The 22,323-nt window shown below is 66.0% G+C and carries 23 protein-coding genes; 10 read left to right on the forward strand and 13 right to left on the reverse strand.

Going from position 1 to position 22,323, the window contains the following annotated elements:
- Positions 1-24 precede the first annotated feature (24 nt).
- From pseI to G8346_RS10870, 7 genes are read right to left on the reverse strand one after another with little or no spacing between them, the layout of a single operon-like run.
- Positions 25-1,077, reverse strand: a complete 1,053-nt coding sequence (pseI, locus tag G8346_RS10840) for a pseudaminic acid synthase (protein WP_166051113.1) — start codon at positions 1,075-1,077, stop codon at positions 25-27.
- 12 nt (positions 1,078-1,089) lie between these two features.
- Positions 1,090-1,638: a GNAT family N-acetyltransferase gene (locus tag G8346_RS10845; protein WP_166051114.1), complete on the reverse strand. Its 549-nt coding sequence runs from the start codon at positions 1,636-1,638 to the stop codon at positions 1,090-1,092.
- Between the two features lie 2 nt (positions 1,639-1,640).
- On the reverse strand, positions 1,641-2,735 hold the full coding sequence (gene pseG / locus G8346_RS10850) for a UDP-2,4-diacetamido-2,4,6-trideoxy-beta-L-altropyranose hydrolase (protein WP_166051116.1): 1,095 nt from the start codon (positions 2,733-2,735) through the stop codon (positions 1,641-1,643).
- On the reverse strand, positions 2,732-3,421 hold the full coding sequence (pseF, locus tag G8346_RS10855; protein WP_166051118.1) for a pseudaminic acid cytidylyltransferase: 690 nt from the start codon (positions 3,419-3,421) through the stop codon (positions 2,732-2,734). Before pseF ends, pseG begins: the two co-directional genes overlap by 4 nt.
- A complete protein-coding gene (gene pseC / locus G8346_RS10860; RefSeq protein WP_166051120.1) occupies positions 3,418-4,578 on the reverse strand; it encodes a UDP-4-amino-4,6-dideoxy-N-acetyl-beta-L-altrosamine transaminase in 1,161 nt (386 codons plus the stop codon). The genes pseF and pseC overlap by 4 nt, the downstream gene beginning before the upstream one ends.
- Before the next feature lie 4 nt (positions 4,579-4,582).
- The gene (gene pseB / locus G8346_RS10865; RefSeq protein WP_166051122.1) at positions 4,583-5,593 is read right to left on the reverse strand and encodes a UDP-N-acetylglucosamine 4,6-dehydratase (inverting); all 1,011 of its coding nucleotides are present in this window, start codon (positions 5,591-5,593) and stop codon (positions 4,583-4,585) included.
- Between the two features lie 60 nt (positions 5,594-5,653).
- Positions 5,654-6,946 carry an NAD(P)/FAD-dependent oxidoreductase gene (locus G8346_RS10870; protein ID WP_166051123.1) on the reverse strand — a complete coding sequence of 431 codons (1,293 nt, stop codon included), beginning with the start codon at positions 6,944-6,946 and terminating at the stop codon, positions 5,654-5,656.
- Positions 6,947-7,161: 215 nt separating this feature from the next.
- Between G8346_RS10870 and G8346_RS10875 the strand changes: the two genes are divergently transcribed.
- A complete protein-coding gene (locus G8346_RS10875; protein ID WP_206202700.1) occupies positions 7,162-7,656 on the forward strand; it encodes a histone-like nucleoid-structuring protein, MvaT/MvaU family in 495 nt (164 codons plus the stop codon).
- An 85-nt stretch (positions 7,657-7,741) separates the two neighbouring features.
- Here the strand turns inward: G8346_RS10875 and G8346_RS10880 are convergent, their stop codons facing one another.
- The 6 genes from G8346_RS10880 to tviB form a co-directional block, all read right to left on the reverse strand.
- Positions 7,742-9,514 (reverse strand): DUF885 family protein, encoded by a 1,773-nt coding sequence (locus G8346_RS10880; protein ID WP_166051125.1) that lies wholly within the window; start codon positions 9,512-9,514, stop codon positions 7,742-7,744.
- A gap of 176 nt (positions 9,515-9,690) precedes the next feature.
- Positions 9,691-9,960 (reverse strand): BrnA antitoxin family protein, encoded by a 270-nt coding sequence (locus tag G8346_RS10885; protein WP_166051127.1) that lies wholly within the window; start codon positions 9,958-9,960, stop codon positions 9,691-9,693.
- A complete protein-coding gene (locus G8346_RS10890) occupies positions 9,875-10,249 on the reverse strand; it encodes a BrnT family toxin (RefSeq protein ID WP_206202701.1) in 375 nt (124 codons plus the stop codon). Before G8346_RS10890 ends, G8346_RS10885 begins: the two co-directional genes overlap by 86 nt.
- Positions 10,250-10,370: 121 nt before the next feature.
- On the reverse strand, positions 10,371-11,969 hold the full coding sequence (pgi, locus tag G8346_RS10895) for a glucose-6-phosphate isomerase (RefSeq protein WP_166051129.1): 1,599 nt from the start codon (positions 11,967-11,969) through the stop codon (positions 10,371-10,373).
- Between the two features lie 46 nt (positions 11,970-12,015).
- On the reverse strand, positions 12,016-13,035 hold the full coding sequence (locus tag G8346_RS10900) for an NAD-dependent epimerase (protein ID WP_166051131.1): 1,020 nt from the start codon (positions 13,033-13,035) through the stop codon (positions 12,016-12,018).
- The gene (gene tviB, locus G8346_RS10905) at positions 13,035-14,312 is read right to left on the reverse strand and encodes a Vi polysaccharide biosynthesis UDP-N-acetylglucosamine C-6 dehydrogenase TviB (RefSeq protein ID WP_206202738.1); all 1,278 of its coding nucleotides are present in this window, start codon (positions 14,310-14,312) and stop codon (positions 13,035-13,037) included. Before tviB ends, G8346_RS10900 begins: the two co-directional genes overlap by 1 nt.
- A gap of 204 nt (positions 14,313-14,516) precedes the next feature.
- Here tviB and G8346_RS10910 point away from each other — a divergent pair, with 204 nt between their 5' ends.
- Genes G8346_RS10910 through G8346_RS10950 form a run of 9 tightly spaced genes read left to right on the forward strand, consistent with a single transcriptional unit; the run spans position 14,517 to position 21,981 of the window.
- Positions 14,517-15,020 carry a Na+/H+ antiporter subunit E gene (locus G8346_RS10910; RefSeq protein ID WP_166051135.1) on the forward strand — a complete coding sequence of 168 codons (504 nt, stop codon included), beginning with the start codon at positions 14,517-14,519 and terminating at the stop codon, positions 15,018-15,020.
- Entirely contained in the window at positions 15,017-15,277 is a 261-nt protein-coding gene (locus G8346_RS10915; RefSeq protein ID WP_166051137.1) for a monovalent cation/H+ antiporter complex subunit F, read from the forward strand. The genes G8346_RS10910 and G8346_RS10915 overlap by 4 nt, the downstream gene beginning before the upstream one ends.
- A complete protein-coding gene (gene mnhG, locus G8346_RS10920) occupies positions 15,270-15,650 on the forward strand; it encodes a monovalent cation/H(+) antiporter subunit G (RefSeq protein ID WP_206202702.1) in 381 nt (126 codons plus the stop codon). The genes G8346_RS10915 and mnhG overlap by 8 nt, the downstream gene beginning before the upstream one ends.
- A complete protein-coding gene (locus tag G8346_RS10925) occupies positions 15,650-16,705 on the forward strand; it encodes a DUF4040 domain-containing protein (protein WP_166051140.1) in 1,056 nt (351 codons plus the stop codon). The genes mnhG and G8346_RS10925 overlap by 1 nt, the downstream gene beginning before the upstream one ends.
- The gene (locus G8346_RS10930; RefSeq protein ID WP_166051142.1) at positions 16,702-17,055 is read left to right on the forward strand and encodes a cation:proton antiporter subunit C; all 354 of its coding nucleotides are present in this window, start codon (positions 16,702-16,704) and stop codon (positions 17,053-17,055) included. Before G8346_RS10925 ends, G8346_RS10930 begins: the two co-directional genes overlap by 4 nt.
- Positions 17,056-17,096: 41 nt before the next feature.
- On the forward strand, positions 17,097-18,542 hold the full coding sequence (locus tag G8346_RS10935) for a monovalent cation/H+ antiporter subunit D family protein (protein WP_166051144.1): 1,446 nt from the start codon (positions 17,097-17,099) through the stop codon (positions 18,540-18,542).
- On the forward strand, positions 18,539-20,011 hold the full coding sequence (locus G8346_RS10940) for a monovalent cation/H+ antiporter subunit D family protein (RefSeq protein ID WP_166051146.1): 1,473 nt from the start codon (positions 18,539-18,541) through the stop codon (positions 20,009-20,011). The genes G8346_RS10935 and G8346_RS10940 overlap by 4 nt, the downstream gene beginning before the upstream one ends.
- Positions 20,008-20,274 (forward strand): hypothetical protein, encoded by a 267-nt coding sequence (locus G8346_RS10945; RefSeq protein ID WP_166051148.1) that lies wholly within the window; start codon positions 20,008-20,010, stop codon positions 20,272-20,274. Before G8346_RS10940 ends, G8346_RS10945 begins: the two co-directional genes overlap by 4 nt.
- A gap of 3 nt (positions 20,275-20,277) precedes the next feature.
- Positions 20,278-21,981: a Na(+)/H(+) antiporter subunit D gene (locus G8346_RS10950; protein ID WP_166051150.1), complete on the forward strand. Its 1,704-nt coding sequence runs from the start codon at positions 20,278-20,280 to the stop codon at positions 21,979-21,981.
- The last annotated feature ends 342 nt before the right edge of the window (positions 21,982-22,323 follow it).

A 22,323-nucleotide genomic window follows, 5' to 3' on the forward strand; every position in this document is an offset into this window, starting at 1 on the left:
GGTGGGGACAAGAAGCCGGCCCGATCAGTCCCCGAGAACTTCCCGCTTCACCGCCGTGTTCTTCTTGACGTCCGTCACCACGCGCCTGCCGATCACCTCCGGCAGGTACTTCGGCGCCAGCCCGTAACCCGGCCGCACGCTTCTTACCGCGTCTTCTGTGATCATGTCTCCGGCCTGCAAATCCTTGACGAAATACAGCGAGCGGCGGAACTGCGCGTTGCCCTGCTCGCTCGACTTGCGGCCGTAATCCACCCGGCCGAGCGCTTCCCACGCCGTGCGCGTGCCGCTGACCAGTGCGGCCAGCTCGGCGGGCTCGAGGGAGAAACTGTCGTCCGGCCCGCCGCCGCTGCGGTCGAGCGTGAAGTGCTTTTCGATGACGGAGGCGCCGAGGGCGACGCTGGCGATGGCCGTGGCGTTGGCCAGCGTGTGGTCCGACAGGCCGGTGACCACGCCGAAGCGCTCGATCATGTCGGGAATGGTGCGCAGGTTGTAGTCGGCGGCGGGGGCCGGGTAGCCGCTGACGCAGTGGAGCAAAGCCAGTTCCCTGCAGCCGCCCTCGCGCGCCGCGGCGACGGCCTCGGCGATCTCCTGGGCGTCGGCCATGCCGGTGGAAATGATCATGGGCTTGCCGGTCGCGGCGACGTAGCGGATCAGCGGCAGGTCCACGGCCTCGAAGGAGGCGATCTTGTAGGCGGGTGCGTCCAGGTCTTCGAGCAGGTCGACGGCGGTGGTGTCGAAGGGCGAGCTGAAGATGGTGATGCCGGCCTTGCGGGCGCGCGCGAACAAGGGCGCATGCCAGTCCCAGGGCGTGTGCGCTTCTTCATAGAGCTCGTACAGCGTGCGGCCGTCCCACAACCCGCCGTGGATGCGGAATTCCTCGGCATCGGAATCGAGCGTGATGGTGTCGGGGCGGTAGGTCTGCAGCTTCACCGCGGCGGCGCCGGCTTCCCTGGCCGCGTCGATGAGCGCCATGGCGGTGTCCATCCTGCCGTTGTGGTTGGCAGAGATCTCCGCGATCACGTAGGGCGGATGGTCGGGGCCGATCGGCCGGCCGGCGATGATGATTTCATTCGTCAAGATCGAATTCCCTCACTCTGCGGGGAAATACCTGGGATTGAAACAGGCCACGCACACGCGGTCCACCGGCTCGCCGTCGCGCAGGTAGAAGCCGCTGAAGGTCGCCTCCACCACCCAGCCGGCACGGGTGTAGGCCTTGATGGCCGGAATGTTGGTGGCGAAGATGCCGCTCTGCAGGCGACGGATGTCGTACTTCTCGAAGGCCAGCCGGTTGCCAAGCGCGATCGCTTTCGTCGCCAGGCCCTGGCCGAGGAACTTGCGGTTACCCACCAGCGCGACCAGGTCCGCTGTCTTGTTGCGGGTGTCGATGGGGCCGATCTTCAGCGTGCCGACGCGCTCGCGCTCGCGCTCGCGCTCGCCCTCGCCCTCGCCCGTTTCAATGAGGTAGTAGAACCAGCGCCCGCTCTCGAGGCCGGCCGCGAAGTCCTGTACCAGCGTGTCGCGATCGAAGGTGCGGCCGCTGCCCGTGAAATAGTCGAGGTGGCCGTCGTCGTTGCGGTACCAGCCGACGTACTCGTCGTCGATGTCCTCGCGCGTGACAGGACGCAGGCGTATGTCCATGTTCAGGCTCCCCGGTTCGCTTCGCTGCGGTCACCATCCGCGAGCAGCGCAGCGGCCACGCGCTGGGCGCCGAGCCCGTCGCAGATGGCGGCCGCGGCGGCAGACATCTTCTGCAGGGTCGCCGGCTCATGGGTGATCGTAGCGATGATCGGCGGCAATGTCCGCGCTATGTCCCCCGGCGCACCCAGTTCAAAGGCGGCGCCCGCGGCAACGAGTTCGCGACACACCTTGGCCTGGTTGTCCGCCAGCACCACCAGCGCGCTCGGCAGGCCCATGCAGCAGCGCTCCCACGAGGTGCTGCCGGCGGCACCGATGGCGAAGTCGCTCGCCGCCATGCGCTCGGCCATGTCGTTCACGTCGACGGCGATCTCGACGGGGAACGGCAGTCGCGTCGCCTGTACCCGGACCTGCGACAACGAGGGCGCGCGGCTGCCCATGACCACCGTGACCGCAACGTTGGGCGGCAAGCCGCCGGCGTCGAGCGCCTCGAGCACAAGGCCGGTGGCGTTGTCCTTGTCGATGCCGCCCATGGTGACGAGGATGCGCGCCAGCCCGCCGCCGGCGCGGCGCGCGAGGCTGCGCGGCCGCAGCTCGGCGAATTCGGGCCGCAGCAAGGCGAACTCTGGCCCGCACAATAGCTCGCAACCATCGGGCACCAGGCGGTCGTAATCGCCCGGCGCCCGCCCGAGGGTCTGGTCCAGCATCAGCTCGCAGTCGTGCGGCCGGTCGGCCAGGTCGTCGATGACCATGATGCTGCGTGCGGCCGGGCGCTGTTGCCGCTCCCAGCGCGCATCGAGGCCGTAGTGGTCGACGACCAGCCAGTCGGCGGGGGCACCGTCGCCGGCTTGGCCCTCGGACTGACCTCCAAGCTGGAACGTGTCGCCCACATGGACGGGGAAGCCGCGACGCTGGATTTCCTCGATGCGATGACCCGGCAGCTCCCGGCAGGCGAACTCGCACGCCGCGCCGCGCTCGCGCAGTGCTTCGGCCAGCGCCAGGCAACGCATGACGTGGCCGGTGCCAATCTCCAGCGAGGCGTCCGCACGGAACACGATGCGTGGCGGGCCGGACGGCTGCGGCGTCGCGCCGTGACTCATGACCCTGCCAGCGCGCGGAACTTGAGCTCCGCCTCGTACCAGTCGTCCAGCGTGTCGATGTCCTGCACGCGGCCGGACGGCAGCACGACGGTACGCGCCGCCGGCGAGAAGATCGGCCGACCCTCGAGCCAGGCCTCGCGCGTGCCCCAGTACCACTGGCCGGCGTCGTGGTAGGCGGGCTCGAGGTCCTGCGAACGAGCAGCGAAGTGCCCGGGCTGGAACATCTCGGCGCGCCCGTCCGACGTGATGCGCAGGGCGCGCTGGATCGGGAAGCCGTAGGCGACGACCGGGAACACGTAGTCGAGCGCGTCGGCCGCCAGCAGGCTCGCGCCCTGGCGCAGGTCCTCGGCGCGGCAGAACGGCGCCGTGGCGTAGATGCAGCAGGCCGCCTGCACCGCGCCCCCCTGCGCTTCCTGCCAGCGGATCGCGTGGGCGATCACGGGGATCGTCGGCGTGTAGTCGTCGGACAGCTCCGCCGGGCGGATGAAGGGTGTCTCGGCGCCATGATCCCGGGCGACCGCGGCGATCTCGGCATCGTCGGTAGAGACCAGCACGCGGTCGAAGCAGCCGGCCTCGAGCGCCGCCTCGATCGACCAGGCGATGATCGGCTTGCCGCAGAATTCGCGGATGTTCTTGCGCGGGATGCGCTTGCTACTGCCGCGCGCCGGGAGAACGGCCAGCCTCACACCCGCATAGCCTCTCGCAGTACTTCGATAACTTCATCCTGCTCGGCATCGGTCAGCACAGGATGCAATGGAATACTGATTGTCTCCCGGTAGTATTGTTCGGCTTCAGGGAAATCACCAACTTGGAACCCCATTGCCTCGTAATAGGGCTGAGTATGCACTGGAATGTAGTGCAGGTTGACCATGATGTCTCTTTCACGCAGCGCCTCGAAAACCTGCCGGTGCGTGGGGCGGATTTCGTCGAGGTGCAGGCGAATCACATAGAGATGGTATGCAGAAAAGCCATCCGGGTGCTGCCAAGGAATCGTCAGCGGCCAACCTTGAAAGGCATCATCATAGCGAGAAGCGAGTTCATGACGACGCTGTACATAGTCATGCAAACGAGTCATCTGGCTCGCGCCAAGCGCCGCTTGCATGTCCGTCATGCGATAGTTGAAGCCCAGAGCAACCTGTTGGTAATACCACGGCCCATCCATCGGTCGGGTCATCAGGTGAGGTTCACGGGTAATACCATGGCTTCGCAATAGGCCCAACTTTTCGGCCAGGACACTGTCGTTGGTAACAGCCACGCCGCCTTCTGCGGTCGTGACAATCTTGACTGGGTGAAAACTGAAAATGGATATATCGCTGTAGCGACAGTTGCCAATAGGCTGACCCAGGTAGCGGCCACCAATGGCATGCGACGCATCCTCGATGATCCTGAACCCATAGCGCTGCGCGAGAGCATGGATAGCCCGCATGTCGCAGGGCTGGCCGCTGAAGTGCACGGGTACCACGATTTTTGGCAAAGTGCCTTCGCGCTCGGCGACTACGAGCTTCTGCTCCAATGCCTTGGGGCATAAGTTGTAAGTGCGCGGATCGATATCGACGAAATCAATGGAGGCCCCGCAGTAGAGGCCGCAGTTGGCTGAAGCCACGAAAGTATTCGGACTGGTCCAAAGGTAATCCCCTGGGCCGAGCCCGAGCGCGAGGCAGGAAATGTGAAGCGCAGAAGTAGCACTGTTCACTGCGACGGCAAACTGCGCGTCACACGCGTACTTAACAGACTCCTCGAACCGAGGTATCGCAGGGCCCTGAGTCAGGTTGATCGAGTGCATCACCTCGATCACAGCCTCGATATCTTCCGCCGTGATGTGCTGTTGCCCGTAACGGATCATGTGTCTACCCCGATAAGCTGGGATCGATGTTTCGGCGGATGAGCTCCCTGAGTTGCTGCACACTCAGGAAATCCGGGTTGGTGCCACTGTTGTAGGCGAAGTCACGCTCGACAGGGGTCGCCCCTGAGCGCTCGCAATAAGCCTCGACTCCACGCCTGCCGGTTGGCGAGAGGATGGCGTAGTAGTGACCGAGGTCCACCGTGTAGGGGCTGTCGCTGGAGGTGATCATCTCCTCGTGGATCTTCTCGCCCGGGCGGATGCCGGTGACATCTTGCCGGCAGCCGGGGGCGATGGCTTCGGCCACGTCGAGAATCCGGTAGCTGGGGATCTTCGGCACGAAGATCTCGCCGCCCTGGGCGTTCTCCAGCGCCCACAGCACCATGTCCACGCCTTCCTGCAGGGTGATGTTGAAGCGCGTCATGGCGGTGTCGGTGATCGGCAGCACGCCGGTCTTGCGCCTCGCGAGGAAGAATGGGATCACCGAGCCGCGGCTGCCCATGACGTTGCCGTAGCGCACCACCGAGAAGCGCAGGTCGCGCTTGCCCTTGATGTTGTTGGCGGCGGTGAACAGCTTGTCGGAGCAGAGCTTGGTGGCGCCGTAGAGGTTCACCGGCGCGGCGGCCTTGTCGGTGGACAGTGCGACGACGCGCCTGACGTCGTTCTCGAGGCAGGCATCGATCAGGTTCTGTGCGCCGAGGATATTCGTCTTGATGAACTCGAAGGGGTTGTACTCGGCGGCCGGCACCTGCTTCAGGGCCGCGGCATGGATCACCGTATCGATGCCCTCGAGGGCGCGGCGCAGGCGCGCCTCGTCGCGCATGTCGCCGAGGAAGTAGCGCAGTCCCGGGTACTTGTCCGGGCTGAACTCCTGCGCCATCTCGAACTGCTTGAGCTCGTCGCGGGAGAAGATGACCAGCCGCTTGATGTCGGGGTGCCGCTCGAGCACGGTGCGGACGAAGGCCTTGCCGAAAGAGCCGGTGCCGCCGGTGACGAAGATGGACTGCGCGCTGTTCATGCCTGCTCCGGGGTCTGACCCCCTAAAGTGCTTGATTGCGCGACGATTATGGCAGAAAACTCAGTGCAGCTTCAGGTGCGGCCGGATCACGCGGTGCAGGCTCTTCAGCAGGATCATCAGCATGCCGCGCCCGGGCCCGTACAGCTCCATCAGGTGGCGGTGGTAAAGCGAGAGGTAGGTGAAGCGCGCAATGCGTCCTTCCACCATCACGCCGCCGCCGAGGAAAGAGAACAGGTTGCCCACGGTGTGGAACTTGGACAAATTCACCAGCGAGCCCAAATCCTTGTAAATATAAGTCCTTACGGGGGTCAGACCCCGTAACATGCGCATAATATTGTCGGCGACGAGGTGGCCGAGCTGGCGCGCCGCCTGGCCGCGCGGCGGCACCCACGAGCCGTCGGCCTGCGGGCAGGCGCAGCAGTCGCCAATGGCGAAGATGGTGTCGTCGCGCGTGGTCTGGCCGGTCGGCCGCACCACCAGCTGGTTCAAGTGGTTGGTCTCGAGCCCGCCGATGTTCTTGAGGAAGTCAGCGCCGCGGATGCCGGCGGACCAGATGACGATGTCGGCGGCAATGAAATAGCCGCCCTGGAAGGTAATCCCCTTGTCGGTGACCTCGACCACGCGGGTGTTGGTCAGCACCTGCACGCCGATCTTCTCCAGCTCGCGCGCCACGGCCTGCGAGATCGCCTCCTGGCTGACTTTGGGCAGGATGCGCTTGTCAGCCTCGATCAGCGTGACGTCGAACAGCGAGGTATCGATCTTGTAGCCGTAGCCGCGCAGCTGGTCGACCGCATGGTGCATCTCGGCCGCCATTTCCGTGCCCGTGGCACCGGCGCCGACGATGGCGACCTTGATCTTTTCCTCCAGCTGCTCGTGGCTGGCGTAGCGCAGGAAGCGATTGAGCAGGAGCTTGCGGATGACCATGGCCTGCTCGGTGTTGTCGAGAAACAGGCAACGACGCTTCACGCCCGGGATGCCGAAATCATTGGATATGCTGCCGACGGCGACGACGAGGTAGTCGAAGTCGAGGCGCCGTGCCGGCAAAAGCTCCGTGCCCTTGTCGTCCAGGATCGGCGCCAGCACCACCTGGCGCTGCTCGCGATCGATGTCCACCAGGCTGCCCTGCTGGAAATGGTAGCCGTTGGCCGCCGCGTGCCCGCGATAACTCAGCGCGTCGATGCCCACGTCGAGCGCGCCAGTGGCGACCTCGTGCAGCAGCGGCTTCCACACGTGGCTCTCGACGCAGTCGATCAGCGTCACGTGGGCCTTGCCCTTGCGCCCGAGCTTGCGCCCGAGCCGGGTCGCGGTGCCGATGCCGCCTGCCCCGCCGCCGACGATGACGATCTTTTTCATTGCATGGCCTGAGGGGACGGCCCCCACCTGGGGACAGCCCACAGTTTACCGCGATGCAACATTAAGCATAGTGCGGAAAATTGCGGGTTGCCGGGAGGTGCAAGGGGTGGCAGGGCGCGGCGCTGAGCTTAGCCGCCGAGCATCAATTATTCTCGCGGCCCGAATAATTTATTACCTGCAGCCGTTAATATTCTTGTTGCCAGCAAATAAACCCGGTGTTATTTTTTATCGGCAGCGTTCAAGACAAAATTAAATCGTTTCCATATAATTCATTCAGCAAATATTACCGGGTGATTATTTTGAAAATGTCGCAGAAATTAAAAGAACTACGGGCAAAAGAAGCCAAGCTGGCCAAGCTCACGGAAGAACTGAAGGCCCTGGAAAGCGACAAGGAATTGAAGACCGATCTCAAGTTGCGCGATGAAATCGAGGCGCTGCTTAAAAAGCACAACCGCTCCCCCGCGATCCTGGCGGAGTTATTCGACCTGAAGGGCGGCCGCGGTCCTGGCAAGGGCGCGGGCGGCGGGCGCGGCAGGGCTGCCGGGGCCGGCCCGGTGCGCAAGCGTCGCCGCCGCAAGCTGAAGGTGTACACCAATCCCGTCACCGGCGAGGTCGTCAAGACCCGCGGCGCCAACCACAAGGTATTAAAAACGTGGAAGGCCGAGCATGGCGCCGAGACGGTGGAAAGCTGGGCCAAAACGGAAGAATAACCAGACGCAGAAACGCAGCGGGGCAGAAAGTACAGGGACTAATTAAATATTCCCTGCGCTCTCTGCCCTGCTGCGGACCGGCGGCTTAATTATTGTTCTTATTTTCCTGCTGCTGCGCCTCGATCCACGCCCGCATCCTGGCCTCCAGCGCCGACAGCGGCATGCCGCCCTCCCCCAGCAGATGGTCGTGGAAGGCACGGATATCGAACTCCGGCCCCAGCGCCGCCTCGGCATCGGACCGCAAGCGCCGGATGAGCAGCTCGCCGGTCTTGTACGCCAGGGCCTGGCCCGGCCAGGACACGTAGCGCGCCACCTCGGTACGCACGTTGTGCGGCGCCAGCGCCGAGTTCTCCAGCAGGCAGGCCTCGGCCTGTTCCACGCTCCAGCCGTACCAGTGGATGCCGGTATCGACCACCAGCCGGCAGGCCCGCCACATCTCGAAGGTGAGGCGCCCAAAGTGGTCGTAGGGCGTGTCGTACAGCCCCATGTCGATGGCGAGGAACTCGGTGTACAGGCCCCAGCCCTCGCCGTAGGCCGTGATGTAGCTGTTGCGACGGAACTCCGGCACGCCCTCGAGCTCCTGTGCCACGGCGAACTGGTGGTGGTGGCCCGGCACGCCCTCGTGCACCGTCAAGGCCGGCAGCTCGTACAGCGGCCGCTGGTCCAGCGCGTAGGTGTTCACCATGTAGCCGCCGGCGACGCCGCCCTCGAGGTTGCCCGGCCAGTAGCGGCCCGTGGTGTAGTTCGGCGCCATGGACGCCGGCACCGGCCGCACGCCATAGGGCAGGCGGGGCAGGTTCTTGAAGAAACGCGGCATCTGGTCGTCGGCCCGCTTGGCCAGCCACGCGGCGTGCTTCAGCAGCGCTTCCTCGCTCTGCGCGTAGAACTGCGGATCGGTGCGCAGGAAGTCGAGGAACTCGGCAAAGGACCCCTCGAAGCCGCTTTGGGCGATGACCTTTTCCATCTCGGCGCGAATGCGCCCGACCTCGGCGCGCCCGACCTCGTGCACCTGCTCGGGCGTCATGTCGCGCGTGGTGTGGTAGCGCACCAGCGCACGGTAGTAATCGCGCCCACCCGGGACGTCGTAAATGCCCACGGTCGCGCGCGGCGCGGCCAGGTACTGGTCGCGGAAGAACGCGAGCAGATCGCGATAGGCCGGGAGAGCATACTGCTCGATCGCGGCCAGCGCCTCGGCCTGCAGGCGCGTGCGCTCGGCCTCGGGCAGCTGCGCCGGCAGGTCCTGCAGCGGCGCGAACAGCAGGCTATCCTCGGCCGGCGTGCTCGCCAGCGTCTCGACCTGGCCAACCACGCCCGGAACGATGTAATGCGGCTGCACCACGCCGGTGTCGAGGCCGCGCTGCAGCCACGCCGTGTTCTGCTCGAACCACGCCGGCAGGCCCTCTATGCGCCGGATCCAGGCCTCGGCCTCGGCCACCGAGCGCGGCCGGGTGGACAACGCCAGGGAGCCGGGGTAGGAGAAGAAGCCGCTGTCGTTGGTGAAGGCAATGCGCTCGGGTTCGAACGGCGCCAGCGTGACCGCCGAGCGCAGCAGGTAATCGAGCACGGCATGGCTGACCTGCTGGCTCTCGTCCAGCGCGGCAACGTCGATCGCCTCGAGCCGGGCCAGGAACTCGGCGTTGGCTTCGTTGCGCGCCGCCACCGCAGCGAACGAGTCATCGGGCCAGCGCGCCGCCGCCTCGAGATCGCCCTGCCGGCCTGCAGCGATGGGGTTGTTGGCCAGGCGGAAGGCCTCGTAGTCCGCCACCAGGGCGTCGAACTCGGCGCCGGGGTCGGGGCGGAGCGAGGCGCAGCCGGCGAGCAGCGCAAGGGAAAACAGCAAGGCCAGTGTTCGGGTCATGGTGAGTTCCTGCGCATGCATCGCGTGGTCGACGGAGGTTAAGCGCTCAGGCCGCGGCGTGGCAACGCGTCTCCGCGGAGACGCGGGGCGGAAATCCAGGCGTTAGAGCCGTTTTAGCGATTTGCCCGACGCTGACAAACGGCCCTTGCGACGCTCGCGATCCAGATCGGCCGCGCTCACTCCCGGTCCAGCCGGTCCGCCAGCCAGCTCTTGATCAGGGACTGGTACGGCACGTCGCGACGGTTGGCTTCCATCTTGATGCGGTCGAGCATGGTCACGGGAAGGCGCAGCGAGATGGTCCGGGTGGTGGGCTTGAGATTGGGCAAGCTCACCGCCTCGGCCTTGCTCCAGTCAAGATACTCACTTGAGTCGTGCCGCTCCCACCACGCGCGCTCCTCGGCCTCGGTCGTGAACTGCGGGGGGCGTTTTTTCTCGGGCTTGCTCATAAAACTCCCTCTCTCTCCGGTGCATGTCGCGCGCTGATATGACCCTGATGAGCGTCCCCCCGGCACGGAAGGTGAAAGTCACGTGCAGGTGGCGACCCGAATCGGTCAGGCCCAGGGCGTGGAAGCGTGCCTCCAGCGAGCTGTGATCGGGATCGGCCAACACCAGGCAAGCGCCGCCGAGGAACACCTGCTCTGCCTCGGACTGCGTCACGCCATGCTTTGCGGCGCTCTTGCGCGCGTTGCCCTCGTCCCACTCGAAGCCCGCGATGCGAGACCAGTCGATCACCATGCGTATATTGCTCCCATATACAGGTGTTGTCACCTGCGGCCAGGCCTCTCGCATGATGAGCACGGCGGCGGCCGCGGTGAAGCCCCCGTAAACGGGCCAATAACCAGCTTTAAGGGTGTTGTCAGCGCCAGCGCACGATGGCGTCGAGCAGGCCGCGGGTCGACGCATCGCCGCCCTGGAAGCCGTCCGGCTGCGCCACCGCGTCGGTCATCTCGCGCGCCAGGCGCTTGCCCAGCTCCACGCCCGGCTGGTCGAAGGCGTTGATGCCCCAGATGACGCTCTCGACGAACACCTTGTGCTCGTACAGCGCCACCAGCTTGCCCAGCGTCTCCGGGTCGAGCTTCTGGAACAGGAGCGTGGTGCTGGGGCGATTGCCGGGGTAGCCGCCGGACCCGTCATCGTCGCCCTCCGCCAGCGCCCTGGCCTGCGCCAGCATGTTCGCCAGCGCCAGGTCGTGCTGGCCCTGCGACGGGCCGGAGCCCTGCACCGGGGCGAGGAAATCGATGGCCACCTGGCGCGTGCCCTGGTGCAGCAGCTGGAAGAAGCTGTGCTGGGCGTTGGAGCCGGGCTCGCCCCACAGCACCGGCGCGGTTGCGACGCTCACCCTGGTGCCGTCGCGCCGTCGGCCCTTGCCGTTGGACTCCATGTGCAGCTGCTGCAGGTAGGCGGGGAAGCGTGCCAGGCGGCTGTCGTAAGGCAGCACGGCCAGGCTTTCGGCGCCGAGGAAGTTGGTGTTCCACACCGACAGCAGGCCCATCAGCACCGGCAGGTTCTGGTCCAGCGGCGCGTCGCGGAAATGCCGGTCGATGACGCGGCCGCCGGCGAGCAGGGCGCGGAAGTTGTCCATGCCGATGCCCAGCGCGATGGCCAGCCCCACGGCGGACCACATGGAGAAGCGGCCGCCGACGAAGTCCCAGAAGCCGAAGCGATTGGCCGGCGAGATGCCGAACTCGTCCATGGCCTCGTGATTGGTGGACACGCCGACGAAATGCGTGCGCACCGCCTCGGCGCCGAAACGTTCCACGAACCACGCGCGCGCGGCGTGGGCGTTGGTGAGCGTCTCGAGCGTGGTGAACGTCTTGGAGCAGACCACGAACAGTGTCGTGGCGGGGTCGATCCGCGCCAGGGTGTCCGCGAGGCCGACGCCGTCGATGTTGGAGACGCAATGCACGCGCAACCCCGGCACCGCGTAGTTGGCCAGCGCGCCGACCGCCATCTCGATACCGAGATCGGAACCGCCGATGCCGATGTTGACCACGTCGGTGAAGTGGCGGCCGGTGCCGTGCCCGGCGTACTGGCCGGAGTGCACGGCGCGCACGAAGGCGTCCATGCGATCCAGCACCTCGTGCACGGCCGCGGTGGCGTCGAGCTCGCCGTCGAAATAGGGATCGTCGCGATCCGCGCGCAGTGCCGCGTGCAACACGGCGCGGTCCTCGCTCTCGTTGATGTGCTCGCCGGCGAACATGCCTTCCCGCAGGGCCTCGACGTTGGTCTCGAGTGCCAGGCGGTTGAGCAGCTTCATGGTCTTGCGCGTGACGCGATGGCGCGAGTAGTCGAGCAGCAGGCCCTCGGCCTCGATGGAGAAGCGCGTGAAACGCTCCGGGTCGCGGCGGAACATGTCGCCCAGGTGCCGCTTGCGGATGTCCTCGCGGCAATGGTCTTTCAACGCCCCCCAGGACTTCAGCCCACGGGGCCAGTTCACCGCTTTCTTGCCGCCCATGCCTTGACCTCCACCCTCTCGAAACCCACAGCCGGCCGACCCGGGATCATCCCCGGTGCTCGTTACGGTAATAAGACAGGTACCACTCGACGAAGCGCGCCACGCCCTCTTCCACCGGCGTCGCGGGCTTGTAGCCGACGTCCTTCGTCAGCGCCTCCACGTCGGCCCAGGTGTCGGGCACGTCGCCGGGCTGCAAGGGCAGCAGGTTCTTTTCGGCCTTCTTGCCGAGCTGCTCCTCGACGATCTCGATGTAGCGCATCAGCTCGATCGGGCCCTGGTTGCCGATGTTGTAGAGGCGATAGGGCGCGAAGCTGGTGCCCGGATCGGGGTCGTTGCTGTCCCAGTCGGGATTCGGCGTCGCGACCTTGTCCAGGCAGCGCACCACGCCCTCGACGATGTCTTCCACGTAGGTGAAATCGCGCTTGTGGTGGCCGTAGTTGAAGACGTCGATGGGCTGGCCCTCGAGGATGGCCTTGGTGAACTTGAACAGCGCCATGTCGGGCCGGCCCCAGGGGCCGTACACGGTGAAGAACCGCAGGCCCGTGGTCGGCAGCTGGTACAGCGCCGAGTAAGTGTGGCACATGAGCTCGTTGGCCTTCTTCGTCGCGGCGTAAAAGGACAGCGGGTGGTCCACGTTCTGGTGCACCGAGAACGGCATTTTCGTGTTGGCGCCGTACACCGAGCTGGTCGAGGCGTAGACCAGGTGCTCGACGCTGTTGTGGCGACAGCCCTCCAGCAGGTTGGTATGCCCGACCAGGTTGCTCTCGACATAGGCCATCGGGTTCTCGATGGAATAGCGCACCCCGGCCTGTGCCGCGAGGTGCACCACGCGGTCGAACTTCTCGGTCTTGAACAGCTCCTGCATGCCGCTGCGATCGCACAGGTCGAGCTTCCTGAAGCGCCAGTTCTTCTGGCCCTGCAGCTGGCTCAGGCGCGCGCGCTTGAGCGTCGGGTCGTAGTACTCGTTGAGGTTGTCCAGGCCCACCACCTCGTCGCCGCGCTCCAGCAGGCGGCGGGCGGTATGAAAGCCGATGAAGCCGGCGGCGCCGGTGACCAGCACTTTCATCACAGCCTCCCGTCCACGGCGTCGGCCGGCAGCAGGTGCTTGATGTCGTACAGCACGCCGCCCTCGTTGAGGAAGCCGCGCACGCCGGCGGCGCCGAGGGCCTTGAACTCCTTGTGGGCCACGGCCAGCACCACGGCGTCGTAGGACCCGGACTCGGGCGCGGCCACGGGCTCGATGCCGTATTCATGGCGTGCCTCCGCCGCATCCACCCACGGGTCGTGCACGTCCACGCGCGCGCCGAGGTCGGCGAGTTCGCGCACCAGGTCCACCACCTTGGTGTTGCGGATGTCGGGGCAGTTCTCCTTGAAGGTGAGGCCCAGCACCAGCACACGGCTGCCCTTCACGGCGAGGCCCTTCTGGATCATCAGGCGCACCACGCGGTTGGCGACGTAAAGCGCCATGTTGTCGTTGATGCGACGGCCGGCCAGGATCATGGCCGGGTGGTAACCGACCGCCTGGCTCTTGTGCGTGAGGTAGTAAGGGTCGACGCCGATGCAGTGGCCGCCGACCAGCCCGGGGCGGAAGGGCAGGAAGTTCCACTTCGTGCCCGCGGCCTCCAGCACCTCCAGGGTGTCGATACCGAGGCGGTTGAAGATCATGGCCAGCTCGTTGATGAGCGCGATATTGACGTCGCGCTGGGTGTTCTCGATGACTTTCGCCGCCTCGGCCACGCGGATGGAGGAGGCGCGGTAGGTGCCGGCGGTGATGATGCTGGCGTAGAGCGCGTCGACGAAGTCGGCCACCTCGGGCGTCGAGCCGGACGTGACCTTGAGAATGTTCTCGACGCGGTGTTCCTTGTCGCCCGGGTTGATGCGCTCCGGGCTGTAGCCGGCGTAGAAGTCGATGTTGTAGGTGAGCCCGGAAATCTCCTCGATGATGGGCACGCACACCTCTTCGGTGGCCCCGGGGTAGACCGTGGACTCGAAGATGACGGTGTCGCCGCGCTTGACCAGTTCGCCCAGGGTGCGGCTGGCGCGCTCCAACGGGGCCAGGTCGGGGATGCGGGCGTCGTCGATGGGCGTCGGCACGGTGACGATGTAGACGTTGCAGGCAGTGAGACCGGCCGGGTCACTGGTGAAGCCGAGCTGGGTCGCGGAGGCGAGTTCCTCCGGGCTGGTCTCGAGCGTCGAATCCTCGCCCGCCTCGAGCTCGGCGATGCGTTCGCGCTTCAGGTCGAATCCCACGGTCGGGTAGCGGCGGCCGAAAGCCACCGCCAGCGGCAGGCCGACGTAGCCCAGGCCGATGATCCCGATTTTCACCTCGTCCATGGCAGGCAAGCTCATCAGTCACTCCAGTCGAGACGGCGCCCCGCGGGAACGCGGGGAGCGCAGGAAAAATCTTGCAAAACAGCAGGGATTATAGGGTATGAACAAGTCCCCGGCGCCAAGTCCTTGACCCGCATGCCCCCGGTTGTTCTTGGCGGGGCCACCCCGTCCGTCTATTATTGCCGACTTGCATGACGCCTCGGACCCGCCCCACCCGTGAACAGCAAACCGGTCAATCTGGCCCTGATGGGACTGGCACTGCTCGCCGTCTGGCTGCTGTTGTCCGGCCTGTTCAAGCCCCTGCTGATCAGCCTTGCCGTGCTTTCGGTGCTCCTCACCCTGTGGCTCTCGAGCCGCATGGGACTCGTTGATTCAGAGCACCACCCGGTGTGGGCGGCGCTGCGCTACGGTCCTTACTGGCCCTGGCTGTCGGTCGAGATCGTCAAGTCGAGCTTCGACGTGGCGCGCCGCGTGCTTTCGCCCTCCATGCCCATCAGTCCCACCGTGTTCGAGGTGGACGCCAGCCAGCATACGATGGTCGGGCGGGTCGTCTATGCGAACTCCATCACGCTCACGCCAGGGACCGTGACGCTGGACGTGCAGGGCAACCGGCTCAGGGTGCATGCGCTGTCGCGTGAGAGCATCGACTACCTTGTCAGCGGCGAGATGGATCGCCGCGTCACCCGGGCCGAGGGCGAGGCGGAGCGCCGGGCACGATGATCATCGCCGCGATCCTCGCCATCATGGTCACGATGGCGCTCGCGGTGACGCGCGCGCTGCTCGGCGAGACCGTTTACGACCGCATCCTGGCGGTGAACGTGTTCGGCACCAAGACCGTGCTGCTCATCGCCGCGCTCGCCTTCCTCACCGGGCGTCCGGACGTGCTCGACATCGCCCTCGCCTACGCGCTGATCAACTTCATCGGCGTGATCGCGGTGCTGCGTTACTTCGAGTACGGGGGGCCGGAAAATGACTGAAGTCATGACGCTCGCGCTCGACCTCCTCAGCTGGTTCCTCATCCTCGTCGGCGGCGCCTTCGGCATCATCGGCGGCATCGGCCTGCTGCGCCTGCCGGACTTCTTCAGCCGTATCCACGCCGCCAGTGTCACCGAGTCCATGTGTGCGCCCTGCATCATCGCCGGCCTGATGCTGCAGTCGGGCCTCACGCTGGTGACCGTGAAGCTGGCTTTCCTCATCGTGTTCCTGTTCCTCACCAGCCCGACGGCCTCGCACGCGCTGGCGAAAGCAGCGCTGCACGGCGGCCTGCATCCCGGCGAAGAGCATCCGAGCGCCCGCCGCGGGCAGTCCCGGCCCGAGGGTGATGCGGCCAGCGAGGGAGCGCACGGCTGATGGACACGGTGATCGACGTCCTGCTGCTGGCTTTCCTGGCCATCTGCGCGGTGAGCATCCTGCGGCTGCGCGACCTGTTCGCCATGGCGATGATGTTCGGCCTGTTCAGCCTGATCTCCGCCGGACTGTTCACCACCATGGACGCGCCCGACGTCGCCTTCACCGAGGCCGCCGTGGGTGCGGGCATCTCGACCATCCTCATCCTGGCGACGCTGGCGCAGACGGCGCGGCGCGAACAACCTGTGCCGAGTCGCAGCAAGTGGTTGCCGCTGGCGATCGTCTGGGTCACGGGCGCGGTCCTGATCTACGGCACCATGGACCTGCCCGCCTTCGGCGACGGCGCCGCGCCGGCGCACAACCACGTCGCGCCCTACTACCTGCAGGAATCCTATAAAGACATCGGTATCCCCAACGTGGTGGCCTCGATCCTGGCCAGCTACCGCGGCTACGACACCCTCGGCGAGGTGGTGGTGGTGTTCTCGGCGGTGATCGGCGTGCTGGCGCTGCTCGGCCTGCGCGCCCGCCCGCCGGGGATCGTCACCGGGCCCCCGCGCCCGCTCGACCACCGCGTCGTGCTGAAGGTCATCGCCAAGCTGGTGGTGCCGGTGATCCTCTTGTTCGCGCTCTACGTCCAGTTCCACGGCGAGTACAGCCCCGGCGGCGGCTTCCAGGCCGGCGTCATCTTCGCCGCCGCCATCATCCTTTACGCCCTGGTGTTCGGGCTCGACGAGGCCCGCCACGTGATCGCGCCCCGCCTGCTGCAGCGGCTGCCGGCGATCGGCGTGCTGATTTTCGGCGGCGTCGGGCTGCTCACCATGCTGCTCGGCGGCAACTACCTCGCCTACAACGCCCTGGGCGAAAACCCGCAAAAGGCGCAGCAGACCGGGATCATCCTGGTCGAGATCGGCGTCGGCGTCACCGTGGCCTCGGTGATGCTGCTGATCTATTTCACCTTCGCCGAGCGCGGCCGCGGCAAGAAGGCGGACGACGGCGATAGCGCCGGCACCGGCGCGGGCAGCAGCGGCGGCAGCGGCGGCAGCGGGAGCAGCCCATGAGCTTCATCGCCCATTACAACTATCACGTCGCCATCATCCTCGCGATGATCGGCCTCTACACCATGATCTCGCGCACCAACCTGGTGAAGAAGGTGGCGGGCCTGAACATCTTCCAGGTGTCGGTGTTCATCCTCTTCATCAGTCTCGGGGTCATGGACGACGGCACTGTGCCCATCCTGGAGGAAGGCTATACGTCCTACTCCAACCCGCTGCCGCACGTGCTCATCCTCACCGCCATCGTGGTCGGCGTCGCCACCACCGCGTTGGCGCTGGCCTTGATCATTCGCATCAACGAGGCCTACGGCACGGTCGAGGAAGACCAGGTCCAGGCCAAGGACGAAGAGCCCTGAGCGCGGCGTCTCACATCCTGCCGCTGATCGTCGTCGCGCCGATGCTGGGCGCGGCGGTGGCCGCGCTGTTGCCGGCCGGCCGCCTGCCCTGGCTGTGGGCCACGGCGGTGAGCTGGTTCATGCTCTATGCCGCCGCCACGCTGGCGGCCCAGGCCATGGACCTGGGCGTGCTGAGCTACTGGATGGGCGGCTGGACGCCGCCCATCGGCATCGAGTACCGGCTCGACCCGGCCAACGCGCTGCTGGCGCTCTTGATCGCGCTGCTGGCCGCCGTGGTGCTGCCTTTCGCGGGACCGAGCCTTGCCGCGGAGGTCCCGGAGCGCAAATCGCCCTGGCTCTACGCCGCCCTGCTGCTGTTCCTCGCCGGCCAGATGGGCATCGCGGTCACGGGCGACGCCTTCAACGTGTTCGTGTTCCTCGAGATCTCCTCGCTGGCGACCTACACCCTCATCGGCCTGGGCCGCAACCGGCGCGCGCTCACCGCCTCTTTTTCCTACCTGATCATGGGCACGGTCGGCGCCACCTTCTTCCTCATCGGGGTCGGCCTGCTGTACGCCATGACCGGGACGTTGAACATGGCCGACCTGGCGGTGCGCATCCCGGAAGTCGCGGCGACGCGCACGGTGCACACCGCCTACGCCTTTATCGTGGTCGGCGTCTGCCTCAAGCTGGCCCTGTTCCCGCTGCACCTGTGGCTGCCCAACGCCTACACCTACGCGCCCAGCGCCGTCACCGCGCTGATGGCCGCCACCGCCACCAAGGTGGCGATCTACGTCCTGATCCGTTTCATCTACACCGTCTTCGGCCCGGCCTTTTCCTTCGGCGACATGCCGACCGTGCAGTTGCTGGTGCCGCTGGCGATCGTCGGCCTGCTGAGCACCTCGGTGGTGGCCATCGGCCAGGCCAACATCAAGCGCATGCTGGCCTACTCCTCGGTGGCGCAGATCGGCTACATGGTGCTGGGCATCGGCATGGCCTCGACGCTGGGCCTCACCGCCGCGCTGCTGCACGTGTTCAACCATGCACTGATGAAGGGCGCGCTGTTCCTCGCGCTGGGTTGCATCGCCTATCGCTTCGGCACCACGCAGATCGACGCCTTCCGCGGCCTCGGGCGGCGCATGCCCTGGACCATGGCGGCCTTCGTCGCGGGCGGACTGAGCCTTATCGGCGTGCCGCTCACGGTCGGCTTCATCAGCAAGTGGTACCTGGTCTCCGCCGCCATCGAGCTGGGCTGGTGGCCCATCGTCGCCGTGATCATCGTGGGCTCGCTGCTGGCGGTGATCTACATCTGGCGCGTGGTCGAGGTGGCTTACCTGCAGCCGGCTGAGGATACCAGCCGCTGCGAGGCGCCGCTGGCCCTGTTGCTGCCGACCTGGGTGCTGGTCGGCCTGAACTTCTGGTTCGGCATCGACACCCGCGTCACCGTCGGCATCGCCGAGCGCGCCGCGACGCTGCTGTTCTCCACCGCCGCGGGTGGCGCGCCATGATCCCGAGCGCCTCCACCGCCCTCGAGATCGCCGTGCTGGTGCCGCTGGTGGGGGCGCTGCTCATCGTGCTCACCGGCAAGCGGCCCAACCTGCGCGAAGCGGTCACGCTGGTCACGGCGGTGGCCCTGTTCGCCGTCGTGCTGCGCATCATGTACAGCCTGACGCGCGAGGAGATCATCGAGATCACGCTGATCGAGATGCTGCCGGGGCTGAGCCTGTCCTTCCACACCGAGCCGCTGTCGATCCTGTTCGCCGCCATCGCCAGCTTCCTGTGGATCGTGACCTCGGTGTATTCCATCGGCTACATGCGCGGCAACAACGAAAAGCACCAGACGCGCTTCTACGCCTGCTTCGCCATCGCGCTCTCCGGCGCGATGGGCGTGGCGTTCTCGGCCAACCTGCTGACGCTGTTCGTGTTCTACGAGGTGCTCACGCTCTCCACCTACCCGCTGGTGGCGCACAAGGGCGACGAGGCGGCGAAGAAAGGCGCGCGCACCTACCTCGGCATCCTGCTCGCCACCTCCATCGGCCTGCTGCTGCCCGCCATCATCTGGACCTACGCCGTGGCCGGCACGCTCGACTTCAGGCCGGGCGGCATCCTCGAGGGGCGCATCGGCGGCGGCCTGGCGACAGTGCTGCTCTTGATGTTCGTGCTCGGCGTCGGCAAGGCCGCGGTGATGCCGGTGCACCGCTGGCTCCCGGCGGCCATGGTGGCGCCGACGCCGGTCTCCGCGCTGCTGCATGCGGTGGCCGTGGTGAAGGCCGGCGTGTTCACCATCACCAAGGTCATCATCTACATCTTCGGCCTGGACTTCCTGGTGGAGGTGCCGACCGAGCGGCTGCTGGTGTACCTCGCCGGCTTCACCGTCATCACCGCCTCGGTGGTGGCGCTGCGGCAGGTGAATATCAAGCGCATGCTGGCCTACTCCACCATCAGCCAGCTGTCCTACATCGTGCTCGCCGCGCTGGTGCTGGCGCCGCTGTCGGAAATCGGCGCGTCGGTGCACATCGTGGCGCACGCCTTCGGCAAGATCACGCTGTTCTTCGCCGCCGGCGCCATCTACATCGCGTCGAAGAAGACCGAGATCACGCAGCTGTCGGGCATCGGCCGGCGCATGCCGTGGACCATGACCGCCTTCGCCATCGGCGGGCTGTCGATGGTGGGCGTGCCGCCCACCGCCGGCTTCGTGTCCAAGTGGTACATGATCGCCGGCGCGTTCCAGAACGATAACTACTTCGTGCTCGCCGTGCTGGTCATCGCCACGGCGCTGAACGCGGCGTACTTCCTGCCCATCATCTTCCGCGCCTTCTTCGACACCGAGGACGAGCCGCCGCAGAAAGACCACGGCGAGGCGCCCTGGCCGATGGTGGCGGCGCTGACCACCACGGCGGCGCTGGTATTGTTGTTCTTCGTCTTCAACGGTCCCGTGGTGGACCTCGAATACGGCATCCTGAAGGGCCCGGAATGAGCCAGCACGACGACAAGCACGACCACTGGCTGGTGCGACCGGCCACCATCCGCTGGCTGTGGCGGGTGTTCGGCCTGGTGCTCGGCCTGACCGTGGCCGCGCAGCTGTTCATCGACGTGCACGGGTATTTCGGCGTGGACGGCTGGCTCGGCTTCAACGCCGCCTACGGCTTCCTCGCCTGCGTCGCCATGGTGCTGTTCGCGAAAGTGCTGGGCTGGCTGGTGAAGCGCCCCGAGCACTACTACCGGGACCTGGAAAAGTAGGCCATGTTCGAGATCGTCATTCCGCCGGCATTCGTGATGCTCATCGGGGCCTTCCTGGTCGCGGTGTCGCGTCCGGGCCTGCGACCGGTGATCGCGCTTGCCGCGCCGCTGGTGACGCTGTACGCGATCTGGCAGATCCCGGACGGCATCCAGCTCACCGCCACCTTCCTCGGCTACGAGGTGCAGGTGGTCGAAGGCAGCCCGGTGCGGCGGCTGTTCGCCACCGTGTTCGCGCTGATGGGCTTCGGCGGCGTGCTGTTCGCCTTCCGCCAGGCCAAGTGGTACGAGCTCGCCGCGGCCATGGCCTACGCTTCGGGTGCCATCGGCGTGAGCTTCGCCGGCGACCTCATCGTGATGTTCCTGTTCTGGGAGCTGATGGCGCTGTTCTCGGTGGTGGTGGTGTGGTGCGGCGGCACTTTCGGCTCCAAGCGCGCCGGCATCCGCTACATCATCATGCATCTCCTCGGCGGCATCATCCTCAAGGTCGGCATCGAGGGCATCATGATCCACACCGGCTCGGTGGAGATCCGCGCCCTCACGCTGGACAACTTCGACACCTGGCTGGTGTTCATCGGCATCCTGGTGAACGCGGCCGCGCCGCCCATCAGCGCCTGGCTGGCCGACGCCTACCCCGAGTCCTCGCCCACCGGCTCGGTGTTCCTCTCGGCCTTCACCACCAAGACGGCGGTGCTGGCGCTGATGCTGCTGTTCCCGGGCCAGCCGCTGCTCATCGGCATCGGGCTTTGGATGATCTTCTACGGCATCATCTACGCGCTGCTCGAGAACGACATCCGCCGCATTCTTTCCTATTCCATCATCAACCAGGTCGGGTTCATGGTGGTGGCCGTCGGCATCGGCACCGAGATGGCGCTCAACGGCGCGGCGGCGCACGCTTTCGCGCACATCTTCTACAAGGCGCTGCTGTTCATGAGCGCCGGCGCCGTGATCTACCAGACCGGCAAGCACAAGTGCTCGGAGCTGGGCGGGCTGTTCCGCACCATGCCGCTGACCACCATCTGCGGCACCATCGGCGCGCTGGCCATCTCGGCCTTCCCGCTCACCTCGGGCTTCATCTCCAAGTCGCTGACCGTGTCGGCCGCCGCCGAGATGCACATGACCTGGGTGTGGTACCTGATGGTGGCGGCATCGGCCGGCGTGTTCCTGCATGCCGGCATCAAGTTCCCGTGGTACGTGTTCTTCCAGAAGGACTCGGGGCTGCGCCCGAAGGACCCGCCGTGGAACATGCAGGCGGCCATGGTGCTGTTCTCGATCGTGTGTATCGGGCTGGGGGTGTTCCCGCAGCTGCTGTACGGGCTGCTGCCGTACCCGGTGGAGTACGAGCCTTACACCGCGGAGCACGTGGTGACGCAGACACAGCTGTTGCTGTTCGCCGGGCTGGCGTTCTTCGTCATGCTGCCGCTGATGAAGCGCACGCTCACCGTGAGCCTGGACCTCGACTGGTTCTGGCGCGTCGGCTGGGTGCGCCTGTTCCGCGCCTTCGAGGGGCTGATGAACGGCCTGCGGGAAGGCGCCGGCGGTTTCGTCCAGGGCCTGCTGCGACGATTCTCCGACGGGCTGATGCGCCACCACGGCGCGCAGGGCGTGCTGGCGCGGGCCTGGCCGGTGGGGAGCATGCTGCTGTGGGTGGCGCTGCTCCTCGCCGTCTTCATGATTTTCCGCTATTTCCCCGGGGTCGGACCGTCTTAAGTTATTGCTTCTATTGACTTAGATAGCGGTTTTCCAAGCATTTCGGACCCTTGTGTGACACAAAAACCCCTGTTTCGTGTCACGTAAGCGGAGCCGTGCAGCCCTTACATGACAGCGAACCCGGGATTCTGTGTCACGTAAGGCCCAAAACAGCCGGTTTCTAACCGTCAAACCAATATTTTTCCATCGCTTAAGCCGGTCCGACCCGAGCGGGCTGGAAACGTTTGCTTGACTCGTCCAAGGTAGAAGCACAATTCTTGTTCGTGCTCGACAGCCGTAGGGCTACATCAAGCCGATCCAAGGGTAGGCATGGATATTTTCAAACGCGCAAGCGCATCCGTT

Source organism: Thioalkalivibrio sp. XN279, from assembly GCF_011089885.1.
GTDB lineage: Bacteria > Pseudomonadota > Gammaproteobacteria > Steroidobacterales > XN24 > XN24.